Raw genomic sequence first — 14,585 nt, forward strand, 5'->3', positions numbered from 1 at the left:
ACCGGTCAGGCTCCCGCGCGCAGCAGCGTGACCACCGCCGCGCCGCCGAGCCCGATGTTGTGCGCGAGTCCGACCCGCGCCCCCTGGACCTGGCGCGCCTCGGCCTGTCCCCTCAACTGCCAGACCAGCTCGGCCACCTGGGCGATTCCGGTCGCTCCCAGCGGATGGCCCTTGGAGATCAGCCCGCCGGAGGGATTCACCACCCAGCGCCCGCCGTACGTCGTGGCCCCCGACTCGACGAGTGCGCCCGACTCGCCCTCCGCGCACATGCCGAGCGCCTCGTAGGTCAGCAGTTCGTTGACGGAGAAGCAGTCGTGGAGCTCCACGACGTCCACGTCCTCGATGCCGAGTCCGGAGCGCTCGTAGACCTGGCGCGCGGCCTCCCGCGACATCGGCTGCCCGACGACGTCGACGCAGGAGCCGGAGGCGAAGGACTCCTCGGTGTCGGTGGTCATCGCCTGCGCGACGATCTCCACCGCCCTGTCCTCCAGCGCGTGCCGCTCGGCGAACCGTTCGGACACGACGACGGCGGCGGCGGCCCCGTCGGAGGTGGGTGAGCACTGGAGCCGGGTCAGCGGCCGGTGCACGGCCTTCGCGGCGAGGATCTCCTCGACGGAGTACACGTCCTGGAACTGGGCGTACGGATTGTTCGCGGAGTGGCGGTGGTTCTTGGCGCCGACGGCGGCGAGCTGGGCCTCGGTCGTGCCGTACCGCTCCATGTGCTCGCGGGCCGCGTCGCCGAAGATCTGCGCGGTGGGCGGGGACATCTCGAAGCCGTGCCGGGCGGCCATGACTCCGTAGTGGCGGGCGACGGGTGATGTGGCGAAGTCCCCGCCGTCGGCGCCCGATCCGAGCGAGCCCCGCTTCATCTTCTCGAAGCCCAGCGCGAGGACGCAGTCGCTGAGGCCGCCCTCGACGAACTGCCGGGCGAGCATCAGCGCGCTCGCTCCGGTGGCGCAGTTGTTGTTGACGTTGTAGACGGGCACACCGGTCAGGCCGAGTTCGTAGGCGGCGCGCTGGCCGGCGGTGGACGCCTGGAAGCAGTAGCCGACGGGGACCTGTTCCACGTCCGTGTACGAGATCCCCGCGTCGGCCAGGGCGCCGGAGCCGGCCTCCCGGACCATGTCCCAGTACTGCCAGTCCCGGGTCTCGGGCTTCTCGAACCTGGTCATTCCGACACCGACGACGTACGTCTTCATGGCGCGCTCCTAGTCTCGCGGCAGGCCGAGAATGCGCTCGGCGACGACGTTGAGCTGGACCTGGGTGGTGCCGCCCGCGATGGTCAGGCAGCGGGAGAGCAGGAAGCCGTGCACGGCCCGCTCGCCGGGGCCCTCGCACAACGCGCCCTCGGGGCCGAGGAGTTCGAGTGCGAGCTCGGCGACCTTCTGCTGATGTGCCGTCTGCACGAGTTTGCGGACGGAGGCGCCCGCGCCCGGTTCGACGCCGGAGACCTGACGGAGGGTGGTGCGCAGGCTGATGCAGGCCAGGGCGTGCGCCTCGGCCAGCAGTGCTCCCAGCCGGGGGCCGTCGGCGTCGGCCGGTATCAGCGCCTCCAGGCCGGTGTCGAAGGTCAACTGGTCGGCCATGTGGACGCGTTCGTTGCCGAGGGTGTTGCGGGCGACCCGCCAGCCGTCGTCGACCTCGCCGACGACGGCGTCCGCGGGCAGCAGCACGTCGTCGAACCAGACCTCGTTGAAGAGGGAGTCCCCGGTGATCTCCTTCAGCGGGCGGATGCCGATGCCGTCCGTGTTCTTCATGTCGACGACGAAGTAGGTGAGCCCCTTGTGCTTGGGCGCGGCCGGGTTCGTCCGGGCGAGGAGGATCCCGTGGTCGGCCCACTGCGCCGCGCTCGTCCACACCTTCTGTCCGTTGATCCGCCACCGCCCGTCGGCGGTGCGCTCGGCGCGGGTGCGCAGCGAGGCGAGGTCGGATCCGGCGCCGGGCTCCGAGAAGAGCTGGCACCACAGGAGGTCGCCACGCAGGGTGGGCAGCAGATAGCGCTCCTGCTGCCGGTCGGTCCCGTGCGCGATGAGGGACGGCACGACCCAGGCCGCAATCCCCAGTTCGCTGATCCGCACTCCGGCCTCGGTCAACTCCTGCTGTACGGCGAGCTGTTGCACGGGTCCCGCGCCGAGGCCGTAGGGCGGCGGCAGATGCGGGGCGGCGTACCCGGTGGGCGCCAGGGACCGGCGGGCGTCCGCCGGAGCGAGCCCGCGCACCCGGTCGATCACCTCACGGGCCCCGGCCCGGTACGCGGACGCCTCCGGCGGCAGTTCCAGGCGCAGTTCCCGCCGTACGCCGTCGCGCGCGAGCCGTACCGCCCGCCGCAGGTGTCCGCTCCCCGCCCCGAGCAACTGCCGCGCCACCAGGGCCCGGCGCAGATACAGGTGGGCGTCGTGCTCCCAGGTGAACCCGATGCCGCCGAGGATCTGGACGCAGTCCTTGGCGCAGGAGCAGGCGGCGTCGAGGGCGGTGCCGGCCGCGAGCGCGGCCGCCAACTCCCGTACGCCGTGCGGCTCCTGCCCGGCACGTGCCGCGTCCCAGGTGAGCGCCCTCGCCTGTTCCAGCCGCAGCAGCATGTCGGCGCACAGATGCTTGACGCCCTGGAAGCGTCCGATGGGGCGGCCGAACTGCTCGCGGACCCTGGCGTGCCCGGCGGCCGTGTCCAGCGACCAGGCCGCGGTGCCACAGGCGTCCGCGGCGAGGACGACGGCGGCCAGGTCCCGGACCAGTGAGGGGCCGACCGCGAGGACACGGCCGGCGGGGACCCGCACCCCCCGGGCCCGGACCTCGGCGGTCCCCCGGGTCGGATCGGCACTGTCGTGCGGCCGGACATCCAGATCGACGGCGTCCACCACCAGCCAGAGGGTGCGCTCGGACTCGTCGCCCGTGTCGGGGGTGCGGTCGGACACGGCGCCCGCACCGAGGGGGTGGCCGGACACGACACCCGACGCCGCCAGTACGAGCACGTCCGCGTCGGCACCGGACAGCACGGGCGGCGCCGTCCCGTCCAGCACGTATCCGTCGTCCACCGCCCGGGCCGTCAGGGAGCCCGCGCCGAACGCGACGGCACCGATGCGCTCCCCGCACCCCAGGGCCCGTAAGAGATCGGCGCGACCCGGGTCCCGTAAGAGATCGACGCGACCCGGATCCCGTACGAGATCAGCCGGCCCCTCCCCTACGAGGTCCTCGCGCCCCGGCGCCCCCACCGGGGGGTCGAACCCGGGCCCGCGCACGGAATCACCCGCTTCGCCCGCTTCCCCCAGAAGCTCCGCCGCCAGCACCGCGGCCGCCAGGACGTTCGCGGCGAACGGCCCCGGCAGCGCGGCCCGCGCGGCCTCCTCCACGACGACGGCGAGATCGACGAGGTCGCCGCCACCACCGCCGCAGGCTTCGGGAAGGTGCACGGCGAGCAGCCCCTGCGCGGCGAGCGCGTCCCAGAACGGAGGTCTGCCGCCGCCCGGCGCGTCCAGGAGCTTGCGGACCTCCTCGGGCGGCACGGCGCGGGCGATCCAGCCGCGCGCGGCCTCGGCGAGCTCCCGTTGCTCCGGCGTGACCGCGATGCCCATGCGTGCCTCCTCAAAGGCCCAAGGTGCGTGGATCCGCGCCAGACTAGAACACGTTTCATTCTGACGATAGGTCAGATACCCATGACTCGGTCAAGAATTCGTTAGTACGCCGAAGCATCGGAATAGTTGCCCAGGCGGACCGGTTCCTTCTGCACGTACCCCCGCGTGGATCACCCGACCGGCATCCCCCTGCCCCCAGGGATCACCCCACCGACCGTCCCCGCATCCACAGGGACCACCCCTCCCCTCGCTCTCCCGAGAGCCCCCTTGACTCATGGCCTGGAGGCCCCCTCAATGACGCACACGACGACCGGCAGGACCGCGCGCAGGCCGGGCGGCGCGACCGTGCCGGTGCTCGCCTTCGCGGGCATCGTTGTCGCGGTGATGCAGACCCTGCTCGTCCCGGTCATCAAGGATCTGCCGACGCTCCTGGACACCGCGCCCAGCAACGCCACCTGGGTCCTGACCTCGACCCTGCTCGCGGGCGCGGTCGCCACCCCGATCATGGGCCGCCTCGGCGACCTCTTCGGCAAGCGGCGCATGCTGCTGACCAGCCTGGCCGTGATGGTGGTCGGCGCCCTGGTCAGCGCGCTGACCAGCGCCCTGGTGCCGATGATCGTGGGCCGTTCGCTCCAGGGCTTCGCGATGGGTGCGATCCCGCTGGGCATCGGCCTGATGCGCGACCTGCTCCCCCGCGAGAAGCTCGGCTCCTCGATGGCCCTGATGAGCTCCTCGATCGGCGTCGGCGGCGGACTCGCGCTGCCCGCCGCGGCCCTCGTCGCGCAGCACGCGGACTGGCACGCCCTCTTCTACGGTGCCGCCGGACTCGGCGTCCTCTCGATCGTCCTCACCCTCGTCTTCGTGCCGGAGTCCCCGATGCGCGCCGAGGGCACCTTCGACGTGCTGGGCGCGATCGGCCTGTCCGCCGGGCTCGTGCTCTTCCTGCTGCCGATCACCAAGGGCAGCGACTGGGGCTGGACCGCGCCCACCACGCTCGGCCTGTTCGGCGCGTCGCTCGCCGTACTGCTGCTGTGGGGCGTGATGGAGCTGCGACTGAAGGCCCCGCTGGTCGACCTGCGCACCACGGCCCGCCCCGCGGTCCTCTTCACCAACCTCGCCTCGATCATGGTCGGTGTCTCCTTCTACGTCGTCTCGCTGGTCCTGCCGCAGCTCCTCCAGCTCCCGACGTCCACCGGGTACGGCCTCGGCCAGTCGATGGTGAACGCGGGCCTGATCGTGGCACCGCTCGGCCTGACGATGATGCTCACCGCCCCCGTGTACGCCCGGCTGTCGGCGAAGTACGGCCCGAAGGTCACGCTGATCATCGGCATGGTGATCATCGGGATCGGCTACGGCGCCGGTCTCGGCCTGATGAGCGCCGCCTGGCAGTCGCTGGTCATCGCGGTGATCCTGGGCGCGGGCATCGGCCTGGCCTACTCCTCGCTGCCCGCCCTGATCATCGGCTCCGTCCCGGCCTCGGAGACGGGCGCGGCCAACGGTCTGAACACCCTGATGCGCTCCATCGGTACGTCGGTGTCGAGCGCCGTCATCGGCATGGTGCTCGCCAACACGGCGCACCACGTCGGCGGGGCCGCCGTCCCGACCATGCACGGCTTCCGCGTGTCCTTCCTGATCGCCACGGGCGCGGTCGCGGTCGGTGTGCTCATGGCGCTGTTCCTGCCGGGCCGCCGCCCGGCCACCAAGCCCTCGCTGGTGGCCAGCAGTGAGGAGGACGCGGCGCTGGAGCGGGCACACGAGGTGCTCGGCGGTTTCCGCGGCCGGGTCCTGGACGCCGAGGGGGGCCCGGTCGCCCGCGCCAAGGTCACGCTGATCGACCGGCGCGGCCGCCAGGCGGGCGCCACCTTCTCCGCCGAGGACGGCGGCTACGCGCTCGCCGTACCGGCCGGGGGCGCCTACGTGCTCGCCGCCCGTGCCGCCGGCCACGGCCCGCTCGCCTCGTCGGCGACGCACACCGGCGACGACCGTCCGGTCGCCCTCGACCTCTCGCTCCCAGGCGAGAACGCCGAGGTCACCGCCTGACGCCCCGGCCCGCCGCGGCCCGCCCCGGAGTGATCATCGACACTCCCGCCGTCCACACGGCGGGAGTGTGGTGCACGATGGGGCGGCCCGGGATCCGTACACCCGGGCAGTGCTCCGCGCACCCCTGCTGTTCGCACCGATGGAGGAACCCATGCCCGCGGCACCCAAGCCCGAGATCCTCGCCGCCTTCGAGGCCGCGAAGGGGTTCATGCCGCGGGGTGAGGGACTCGCGCTGTACGAGGCCGCCGTCGAGGCCGGACGGCTCGGGCTGCCGCTCCTGGAGGTCGGCACCTACTGCGGACGTTCCACGATCCTGCTCGCCGACGCGGCCCGCGAGGCCGGGGTGACCGCGATCACGGTCGACCACCACCGGGGCAGCGAGGAGCAGCAGCCGGGCTGGGAGTACCACGACCCGTCCACGGTCGACCCGGAGATCGGCCTGATGGACACGCTCCCCACCTTCCGCCGCACCCTTCACCGGGCGGGCCTGGAGGACCACGTGGTCGCGCTGGTCGGCCGCTCGCCGCAGATCGCCGCCTTCTGGGGCACGCCCCTCGGCCTCGTGTTCATCGACGGCGGCCACACCGACGAACACGCGAGCGGCGACTACGAGGGCTGGGCGCCGCATGTCGCCGAGGGCGGTCTTCTCGTCATCCACGACGTGTTCCCGGACCCCGCCGACGAGTTCACCGGCCAGGCCCCCTACCGCGTGTACCTCCGGGCCCTGGAGTCGGGCGCGTTCACCGAGATCGCGGTGACCAGCTCCCTGCGCGTCCTGCGGCGAACCGGAGCGGGGATCTGAGCGCCCGGTTAGAGTCGCTGACGTGTCGTACGTAGGCCCTGACTTCGAACCGCCCCAGCCGCGCCGTTCCCGGCGCGGACCGCTCACCATCGCGCTCGCCGCGCTCGTACCGGGCGCGCTGGCCGGGTGGCTGGTGTACCAGGCCGTGGGAGACGATTCGGGGGGCGGGTCCGACCGGGCCGTTCCCGGGTCGTCGTCCTCAGCGCCGGACTCCGTCTCCCCCTCCTCGCGGGCATCCGCCTCCACGACGGACGACGGCAGGGGGGGTACGCCGTCGACCGCGGCACCCTCGTCCTCGTCCTCCTCCTCGTCCTCGTCGTCCTCGAAGCCCGCCGCCTCCGGCTCTCTCAAGGGCAAGGTCATCGTCATCGACCCGGGGCACAACCCCGACAACTTCCGGCACACGTCCGAGATCAACCGCAAGGTGAACATCGGAACGAACTGGAAGGAATGCGACACGACCGGCACGTCGACCAACGCGGGTTACACGGAAGCCCGGTTCACGCTCGACGTCGCGCACCGGATGCGAACCATCCTCGAAAAGCAGGGCGCCACGGTGAAGTTGACCCAGGACGGCGACCGGTCCTTCGGCCCCTGCGTCGACGAGCGGGCCCGTATCGGCAACACGGCGCACGCTGACGCGGTCGTCTCCCTCCACGCCGACGGATCGGGGGCCGGCAACCGCGGCTTCCATGTGATCCTCCCGGCGTCGGTGCACGCGGGCGCCGCGGACACCCGTCCGATCGTCGCCTCTTCCCGCGACCTCGGCGAGCACATCGTGGGCCTGTTCGTCCGCGAGACGGGCAGCGCGCCCTCCAACTACGTCGGTGACGGAACCGGACTGGTGGTCCGAAAGGATCTCGGCGGTCTCAATCTGTCAACGGTTCCCAAGGTGTTCATCGAGTGCGGCAACATGCGCGATACGAAGGACGCTGCGCTGCTCACCAGTGGCGTGTGGCGAGAGAAAGCGGCACGGGGGATCTCTGAAGGAATCGTTGGTTTCCTGCACGGGTAGTGATCTACGGATCCAACCCTGCGACACCCTGTTCGAACGGGCGATAGTGTCGTCCGTACGATAAAGGGCCATCCCCCGCGCTTCACACCGAGTTCCGACGGCGGCACCATGTCGGCGAACGGTGCACAGCGATGCCTCACCGATGACGAGACGACTGACGAAGGACCTGAAGTGAATATCCGCTCCCTCACTCGAGGCGACGGCGTGGTGATCGGAGCAGCGGTGTTGCTCTTCATCGCGTCGTTCCTCAATCTCTACTCCGTTTCGGGGTACAGCGTTGACACGAACGCCTGGGACAACCTCGGCTACGGCCTCGGCGTCTACCTGGGCGGGGTCATCGGCGCAGCCCTGATCGTCGTCAACCGCTGCCTGCCGCAGCCGCGCAAGGTTCTCGGACTCGACCTGGGCACGGTCGGCACGGCCTTCACGGTACTGTCGGCCTGGACCCTGTTCTGGTCGCTCGTGGACGTCGGGGACGGCGCCAGCGCCGCCGCGGGTCTCATCCTCGGCTTCATCGCGGCCCTCGTCCTGGCCGGCGCGGCCGTCGCGACCCCGCTCGTTCCGGCCCTCCAGGCCGCGCTCGTCGGCGCCGCGACCCCGATCGCCCCGCAGCCCTACGGCGGCCAGCCGCAGGGTGGTTACGGCTACCCGGGAGCCTCGCAGCCCGGTCAGCCCGGTCAGCCCGGCCAGCAGCCCTACGGCGCCCAGCCCTCGCAGCCCACGCAGCCGTTCGGCGGGCAGCCGAGCCTGCCGTCGGCGCCGCAGACGCAGACCCCGGCCCAGGACTTCTCTCCGTTCTGGTTCGCCGTTCCGGTCGCGCGGCCGCTGTTCGGTGAGGACGGCTCGCCGTCGCCGATCGCCGAACTGGCGCCGGGCACCTGGTACCTGGCCGTCGAGCAGCGTGGTGCGACCCTGGTGGCGCAGACGCAGGACGGCCGTCGTGGTGTGCTTCAGGACACCTCGGGGATCCAGCGCGGCTGATCCGCCCATCGCTCTCGCGACGGCCCCTCGCCCTTTCCGGCGGGGGGCCGTTGTCGTACAGTCGCAGCACACCATGAACTGACGGACCGTCAGGACTCTGTTTCCGGAGGCGACATGCGGCTCGGTCTCGCGCTCGGCTACTGGGGGCGCGGCCCCTCGGCGGACCATGTGCCGCTCGCCGTCGAGGCGGAGCGGCTCGGCTACGACTCGGTGTGGACGGCGGAGTCCTGGGGATCGGACGCGTTCACCCCGCTCACCTGGATCGCCGCGAAGACCACGCGCATCCGGCTCGGCACGGCGATCGCGCAGATGGCCGCCCGCTCCCCCACCACCACCGCGATGCACGCGCTCACCCTCGACCATCTCTCCGGCGGGCGCATGATGCTGGGCCTCGGCCTGTCGGGACCCCAGGTCGTCGAGGGCTGGTACGGGCGGCCGTTCCCGAGGTCGCCGCTGACCGCGACCCGGGAGTACGTCGACGTCGTACGCCAGGTCCTGCGGCGGGAGGGGCCGGTCGAGCTGGACGGCCGCTTCCACTCCCACCCCTACCGGGGCGCGGACGGCACGGGACTCGGCAAGGCGCTCAAGCCGATCACGCACCCGCTGCGGGCCGAACTGCCCATCCTGCTCGGCGCCGAGGGCCCGAAGAACATCGCGCAGACGACCCGGATCGCGGACGGCTGGCTGCCGCTGTACTGGTCGCCGACGCGCCCCCAGGCGTACGAGGCCTCGCTCACCGACCTGCCCGAGGGCTTCCTCGTGGCGCCGATGGCCCGCGCGCACGTCTGTGACGACGTCGCCGAAGGGCTGCTGCCGGTCAAGGCGATGCTCGGCTTCTACATCGGCGGGATGGGGCACGCGGCCCGCAACTTCCACGCCGACCTGATGGCCCGGATGGGCTTCGAGGAAGAGGCCCGCAAAATCCAGCGGCTGTTCCTCGAAGGGCGCCGGGAAGAGGCCGTCCTGGCCGTCCCCGACGCCTTCGCGGACGAGATCTCGCTCGTCGGACCGCGTGAACGCATCGCCGAGCGGCTGGAGTTGTGGCGCAAGGGCCCGGTGACCGACCTGCTGGTCCTGTCCCCGGACCTTCACACCCTGCGTGTACTGGCCGAGCTGAACACCTAGGACGCCCCGGCCGCCCGACCCTGGCCCGGCGGCCGTGTCGGTCGGCGCGGCCCGTTCGGGTTTCATCCGGGGCCGACGGGCAATCCGCTGGACATGTCCCCTAGATATCGCAACGGTTCGAATCAGGCAGGAACGGTCATCGCGATCATCGCGGATGTCATGGCCGTCATCCTGGGTCTCTGGATCCTGATGTATCTGCTCGACGCCAATCGTGGCAACGACCTCGTGCAGTTCATCCACAGCACCGCGGCCTGGCTGGCCGGCTGGTCGCGCGACCTGTTCACCTTCGACAAGGAGTGGGCGCGTGTCGTCGCCGGCTACGGCCTCGCCGCCGTCGTCTACCTGTTCATCGGCCACGCGGTCGCCAACCGGATTCACCGGCACTGACCGGCGCCGGCCGCCGGGAGCGCCCCGCGGAACCCGAGCGTCCGGACGGTCCGGGAAGCCAGGACCGTCCGGACCTTCAGCGGGTGGGCGTGCAGCAGTCGGGGTCCAGGCCGACCGGCAGTCGCTCGCCGCCGAAGACCGCGCAGGTGGCCTCGTCGCCGCCCAGTGCGGCGACGGCCAGGAGCAGGGAGCCCGCCGTCCAGGTGGTGAGCTCCTCGGGCCAGACGGCCCGGTCATCGAAGACATAGCCCGTCCAGTACAGACCGGACTGCGGATCGCGCAGGTGCTGGATGGACTGGAGGATCTCCAGAGCGCGGTCCGACTCACCCACCGCCCAGAGCGCCAGGGCGAGTTCGGCCGACTCACCGCCGGTCACCCACGGGTTGGGAACCACGCAGCGCACCCCGAGACCGGGCACCACGAAGCGGTCCCAGCCCTCCTCTATACGGGACTTGGCCTCGGCGCCCGTCAACGCGCCGCCGAGCACCGGGTAGTACCAGTCCATGGAGTAGCGGTCCTTGTCGAGGAACCGCTCCGGGTGCAGCCGGATCGCGTGCCGCAGCGCGCCGACCGCCAGCTCCCAGTCGGGCTGCGCCTCCTCGCGCTGCTCGGCGATGGCGAGGGCGCAGCGCAGCGCGTGGTGGACCGACGAACTCCCGGTCAGCAGCGCGTCGTCGACCGCCGTTCCGTCGTCCTCGCGCTTCCAGCCGATCTGTCCGCCGCTCTGCTGGAGCCGCAGCACGAACTCCATGGCCGCGTAGACCGTGGGCCACATGCGGTCCAGGAAGACGTCGTCGCCGGTCGCCAGGTAGTGGTGCCAGACGCCCACCGCGATGTACGCGACGAAGTTGGTCTCGCGGCTGCGGTCGGTGACGTCCTCGAAGTCCCCGTCCGCGTAGGCCGCGTACCAGGACCCGTCCTCGTTCTGATGCCGTGCCAGCCACTCGTAGGCGCGCTCGGCGGCCTCGTGCTCGCCGGCCGCGTCGAGCGCCATGGCGGCCTCGGTGTGGTCCCACGGGTCGAGGTGGTGGCCGCGGAACCACGGGATGGCTCCGTCGGGGCGCTGCACCGCGAGGATCCCGCGCACCGTGGCGACGGCCTCCTCGGCGGTGAGGACCCCGGGCAGGACGAGGTGTTCTGTCCGCCGGGGAGTGGTCACGTGGCGTCCGCCTCGGAAGCGGACTTCGCGGACGTCCCGGCGAGCTTCGGCAGGTGCGGCTTGGTCGCGTACGCCACGAAACTCTTGCCGATCAGGGGGTTCAGCGTCTGCTCGACGACCCGGGTGGCCAGCGGCTTCTTCATGATGTCCCAGACCAGCAGCTTGTGGTACGCCCGCACGGGCAGCGCCTTGTCGTTGTCGACGCCGAACGCGCACTTCAGCCACCAGTACGGCGAGTGCAGCGCGTGCGCGTGGTGCGAGCCGTAGGGCCGCAGGCCGGCCTCGCGGATCTTCGCGAGCAGTTCGTCCGCCTTGTAGATGCGGATGTGGCCGCCCTCGACCTCGTGATAGGCGTCGGACAGCGCCCAGCAGACCTTCTCCGGGCCGTAGCGCGGCACGGTGATGGCGATGCGCCCGCCCGGCTTGAGCACCCGGACCATCTCGGCGAGGACGCCCTTGTCGTCCGGGATGTGCTCCATGACCTCGGAGATGATCACGACGTCGAAGGACTCGTCGGGGAAGGGCAGCGCGAGCGCGTCGCCCTCCATGGCCGTCGCGGTGGCACCCGCGGGCGCCTCCCCGGCCTCCTTCATCGCCGCGAACCACTTGGCGACCTCGCGGATCTCCTCGCCGTTCTGGTCCAGCGCCACGACCTGCGCGCCGCGCCGGTAGCACTCGAAGGCGTGCCGGCCGGCACCGCATCCGAGGTCCAGGACGCGGTCGCCGGGGGCGAGCGGGAACCGGGAGAAGTCGACGGTCAGCACGTGGCCCTGCTTTCGCGATTGGCTGCAACTAGTTCTTCGGCGGCGGGAGCGGCTTCCGCGGCCTCGGCACGGTCGGATCCCGGGGTCGCCGGGGAGCCGGCGTCCGGCGCGCCGCCGCGCCCGTCGGTGCCCGCGGCCCCGCGCGGGCGGAGCCGGGACGCGGAAAGGGCCATCGCCGCACGGTAGTGGGCCACCGTGCCCTCGGCCGCCCTGGCCCAGGTGAAGCGCGCGAGGACGCGCTCGCGCCCGGCGGATCCGAGCCGTGCCCGGAGTGCGGGATCACCGAGGAGCCGGCCGAGGGCGGCGGCCAGCGCTCCCGGGTCGCCCGGGGGAACCGCGAGGCAGGTCTCGCCGTCGGGTCCCGCGACCTCCGGGATCGCTCCGCCCGTGGTGGCCACGAGCGGGGTGGCGGTGGCCATCGCCTCGGCGGCGGGCAGCGAGAAGCCCTCGTACAGGGAGGGCACGCAGGCGACCTCGGCCGAGCGGACGAGGTCGACGAGCTCGGCGTCGGAGATGCCCTTGACGAACTCGACGGCGCCCTCCAGGCCGTACCGCTCGATGGCCTGGGCGACCGGTCCGTCCTCGGCGCGCCTGCCGACGACGACGAGGTGCGCGCCCGGGTGTTCGGTACGCACCTTCGCGAGCGCCTCGACGAGGAACACCAGGCCCTTGAGCGGGACATCGGCGCTGGACGTGGTGACGATGCGGCCCGGCACCTGGGGTACGGAGGGGTCCGGCGAGAAGAGGTCGGTGTCCGCGCCGATGTGGACGACGTGGATGCGGTCCTGCTCCACCCGCAGGTGGTCGACGATCTCCTGCCGGGAGGTGCCGGAGACGGTGAGGACGGACGGCAGGCGGCGCGCGACGCGCTTCTGCATGCGGGTGAAGGCGTACCAGCGGCGGACCGAGGCCCGGCGCTGCCAGCCCTCGGCGGCGTCCAGTTCCAGCTGCCGGTCGACGGTAATGGGGTGGTGGATGGTGGTCACCAGCGGGGCGCCGACGTCCCCCAGCAGTCCGTAGCCGAGCGTCTGGTTGTCATGGATGACGTCGAACTCGCCGCGCCGGGCCCGCAGATGACGGCGGGCGCGCAGCGAGAAGGTCAGCGGCTCGGGGAAGCCGCCGGTCCACATGGTGCCGACCTCGAGGGAGTCGATCCAGTCGCGGTACTCGTCGCGCGCGGGGGTGCGGAAGGGGTCCGGCTGGCGGTACAGGTCCAGGCTGGGCAGCTCGGTGAGGCTCAGCCCGGGAAGGCCCTCGTCGAGCACGGGGTAGGGCTGGGAGCCGATGACCTCGACGCGGTGGCCGAGGCGGGCGAGTTCGCGCGAGAGATGCCGTACGTAGACACCCTGGCCGCCGCAGAACGGGTTTCCCTTGTACGTGAGAAGCGCGATGCGCAGGGATGGTTCCCCGTCGGCTGCCGTACCCTTCCCGGGGTCCGCCTCCATGGCCTCAGCGGTCACTTCCGGTCCCCTTCTCCCTGCACTTTCCCGCGAGATTACGCCGGGACGCTAATCTAGAACAAGTTTCAGACTTGATCGTTCACGGAGCACTGAATCTACCGGCAGGTAGCGCCGCTGTGAGCGGTGGATCAGGTGATTCACGCCACGACGGGCGGCGGGATCAGCTGGTCCACCCGGTGGTGTCACCCCCTGGCGGGCCGGCTCGCCGCTCCCTCTCGCTGATGTCACGGAACGGACCCATGCCTGCGGAAGCCAAGGCGGACTCGAAGAACGCGCGGCCGGCGCCGGGGGGCGGCACGCCCGCCGTGCCTTCCGGTGCCGCGCACACCCGGCCGCACTCCATGTCGCATCCCGCCTCCGCGCCGCTCACCGAGCGGCAGGAGGCGCGCCGCCGCCGGATCCTGCACGCGAGCGCGCAGCTCGCCAGCCGGGGCGGCTTCGACGCCGTGCAGATGCGCGAGGTCGCGGAGTCGTCCCAGGTCGCTCTCGGCACCCTGTACCGCTACTTCCCCTCGAAGGTGCATCTGCTGGTCGCCACGATGCAGGACCAGCTGGAACACATGCACGGGACGCTGCGCAAGAAGCCGCCGGCCGGGGACACGGCCGCGGAGCGGGTGGCGGAGACACTGATGCGGGCGTTCCGCGCACTCCAGCGCGAGCCGCATCTGGCCGACGCGATGGTCCGCGCGCTCACGTTCGCGGACCGCAGTGTCAGCCCCGAGGTCGACCAGGTCTCGCGGCAGACCACGGTCATCATCCTGGACGCGATGGGCCTCGACGACCCGACGCCGGCCCAGCTCTCCGCCGTCCGCGTCATCGAGCACACCTGGCACTCGGCCCTGATCACCTGGCTCTCCGGCCGTGCCTCGATCGCCCAGGTCAAGATAGACATCGAGACGGTCTGCCGCCTGATCGACCTGACCGACCCGAACGGCCGGTAGCCCCTCCGGGACGACCGGGAAGACCGGGACGCCCCGGCCGGCCGGGAGGACCGGAAGGGCCGGAAGACCCAGGGCGCCCCGGCCGGCCGAAGCGGTCACGACAGGCCCTATTCCTCGGGCGGGAACACGGGCTCGCCGCCGGCCAGCAGCGAGATCATGACGGCCTCGACCGGGCAGCCCTCGGCCGCTTCGAGGATCTTCTCGTTGGCGTCGGTCTCCGGCTCGACGGGATGGGACTGCATGCCGGTGTCGAGGCGGAAGGCGTCCGGGGCGAGGTGGACGCACTGGGCCGAGCCGATGCAGACGGAACGGTCGACCTCGACCTGCCAGCGGTCGCCCATC

13 protein-coding genes are annotated in these 14,585 nt (G+C 71.8%); 7 read left to right on the plus strand and 6 right to left on the minus strand.

The features are described 5' to 3' along the window. Positions 1 to 5: 5 nt before the first annotated feature. Together OG410_RS13655 and OG410_RS13660 are read right to left on the minus strand one after the other, a co-directional pair. Entirely contained in the window at positions 6 to 1,199 is a 1,194-nt protein-coding gene (locus OG410_RS13655) for a lipid-transfer protein (RefSeq protein ID WP_329299385.1), read from the minus strand. A 9-nt stretch (positions 1,200 to 1,208) separates the two neighbouring features. Continuing rightward, entirely contained in the window at positions 1,209 to 3,569 is a 2,361-nt protein-coding gene (locus tag OG410_RS13660) for an acyl-CoA dehydrogenase (RefSeq protein ID WP_329299386.1), read from the minus strand. A gap of 294 nt (positions 3,570 to 3,863) precedes the next feature. Here OG410_RS13660 and OG410_RS13665 point away from each other — a divergent pair, with 294 nt between their 5' ends. The 6 genes from OG410_RS13665 (at position 3,864) to OG410_RS13690 (ending at position 9,919) form a co-directional block, all read left to right on the plus strand. Then, on the plus strand, positions 3,864 to 5,609 hold the full coding sequence (locus OG410_RS13665; RefSeq protein WP_329299387.1) for an MFS transporter: 1,746 nt from the start codon (positions 3,864 to 3,866) through the stop codon (positions 5,607 to 5,609). A 151-nt stretch (positions 5,610 to 5,760) separates the two neighbouring features. Then, a complete protein-coding gene (locus OG410_RS13670) occupies positions 5,761 to 6,411 on the plus strand; it encodes a class I SAM-dependent methyltransferase (protein WP_329299388.1) in 651 nt (216 codons plus the stop codon). Between the two features lie 22 nt (positions 6,412 to 6,433). Then, positions 6,434 to 7,426 (plus strand): N-acetylmuramoyl-L-alanine amidase, encoded by a 993-nt coding sequence (locus OG410_RS13675; protein ID WP_329299389.1) that lies wholly within the window; start codon positions 6,434 to 6,436, stop codon positions 7,424 to 7,426. A 204-nt stretch (positions 7,427 to 7,630) separates the two neighbouring features. Next, positions 7,631 to 8,407 (plus strand): hypothetical protein, encoded by a 777-nt coding sequence (locus OG410_RS13680; RefSeq protein WP_329299390.1) that lies wholly within the window; start codon positions 7,631 to 7,633, stop codon positions 8,405 to 8,407. Positions 8,408 to 8,521: 114 nt separating this feature from the next. Further along, positions 8,522 to 9,532 (plus strand): LLM class F420-dependent oxidoreductase, encoded by a 1,011-nt coding sequence (locus tag OG410_RS13685; protein WP_329299391.1) that lies wholly within the window; start codon positions 8,522 to 8,524, stop codon positions 9,530 to 9,532. A gap of 93 nt (positions 9,533 to 9,625) precedes the next feature. Further along, positions 9,626 to 9,919 carry a hypothetical protein gene (locus OG410_RS13690; RefSeq protein WP_326788091.1) on the plus strand — a complete coding sequence of 98 codons (294 nt, stop codon included), beginning with the start codon at positions 9,626 to 9,628 and terminating at the stop codon, positions 9,917 to 9,919. Positions 9,920 to 9,995: 76 nt separating this feature from the next. Here the strand turns inward: OG410_RS13690 and OG410_RS13695 are convergent, their stop codons facing one another. Genes OG410_RS13695 through OG410_RS13705 form a run of 3 tightly spaced genes read right to left on the minus strand, consistent with a single transcriptional unit; the run spans position 9,996 to position 13,302 of the window. Continuing rightward, positions 9,996 to 11,078, minus strand: coding sequence for a prenyltransferase/squalene oxidase repeat-containing protein (locus tag OG410_RS13695; protein WP_329299392.1), 1,083 nt, complete (start codon positions 11,076 to 11,078; stop codon positions 9,996 to 9,998). Next, entirely contained in the window at positions 11,075 to 11,842 is a 768-nt protein-coding gene (locus tag OG410_RS13700) for a class I SAM-dependent methyltransferase (RefSeq protein ID WP_326788089.1), read from the minus strand. Before OG410_RS13700 ends, OG410_RS13695 begins: the two co-directional genes overlap by 4 nt. Next, positions 11,836 to 13,302 carry a glycosyltransferase family 4 protein gene (locus OG410_RS13705; RefSeq protein WP_329299393.1) on the minus strand — a complete coding sequence of 489 codons (1,467 nt, stop codon included), beginning with the start codon at positions 13,300 to 13,302 and terminating at the stop codon, positions 11,836 to 11,838. Before OG410_RS13705 ends, OG410_RS13700 begins: the two co-directional genes overlap by 7 nt. A gap of 341 nt (positions 13,303 to 13,643) precedes the next feature. Between OG410_RS13705 and OG410_RS13710 the strand changes: the two genes are divergently transcribed. Then, positions 13,644 to 14,243, plus strand: coding sequence for a TetR family transcriptional regulator (locus OG410_RS13710; protein WP_389150618.1), 600 nt, complete (start codon positions 13,644 to 13,646; stop codon positions 14,241 to 14,243). Between the two features lie 107 nt (positions 14,244 to 14,350). Here the strand turns inward: OG410_RS13710 and OG410_RS13715 are convergent, their stop codons facing one another. Then, positions 14,351 to 14,584, minus strand: coding sequence for a ferredoxin (locus OG410_RS13715; RefSeq protein WP_329299395.1), 234 nt, complete (start codon positions 14,582 to 14,584; stop codon positions 14,351 to 14,353). Position 14,585 lies beyond the last annotated feature (1 nt).

Source organism: Streptomyces sp. NBC_00659 (assembly GCF_036226925.1).
GTDB lineage: Bacteria > Actinomycetota > Actinomycetes > Streptomycetales > Streptomycetaceae > Streptomyces.

Coding starts and splice junctions, on each gene's coding strand:
- OG410_RS13690 (WP_326788091.1), top strand. CDS start 9,626: ATGTCCCCTAGATATCGCAACGGTTCGAATCAGGCAGGAACGGTCATC.
- OG410_RS13655 (WP_329299385.1), bottom strand. CDS start 1,199: ATGAAGACGTACGTCGTCGGTGTCGGAATGACCAGGTTCGAGAAGCCC.
- OG410_RS13710 (WP_389150618.1), top strand. CDS start 13,644: ATGTCGCATCCCGCCTCCGCGCCGCTCACCGAGCGGCAGGAGGCGCGC.
- OG410_RS13715 (WP_329299395.1), bottom strand. CDS start 14,584: ATGGGCGACCGCTGGCAGGTCGAGGTCGACCGTTCCGTCTGCATCGGC.
- OG410_RS13670 (WP_329299388.1), top strand. CDS start 5,761: ATGCCCGCGGCACCCAAGCCCGAGATCCTCGCCGCCTTCGAGGCCGCG.
- OG410_RS13665 (WP_329299387.1), top strand. CDS start 3,864: ATGACGCACACGACGACCGGCAGGACCGCGCGCAGGCCGGGCGGCGCG.
- OG410_RS13660 (WP_329299386.1), bottom strand. CDS start 3,569: ATGGGCATCGCGGTCACGCCGGAGCAACGGGAGCTCGCCGAGGCCGCG.
- OG410_RS13685 (WP_329299391.1), top strand. CDS start 8,522: ATGCGGCTCGGTCTCGCGCTCGGCTACTGGGGGCGCGGCCCCTCGGCG.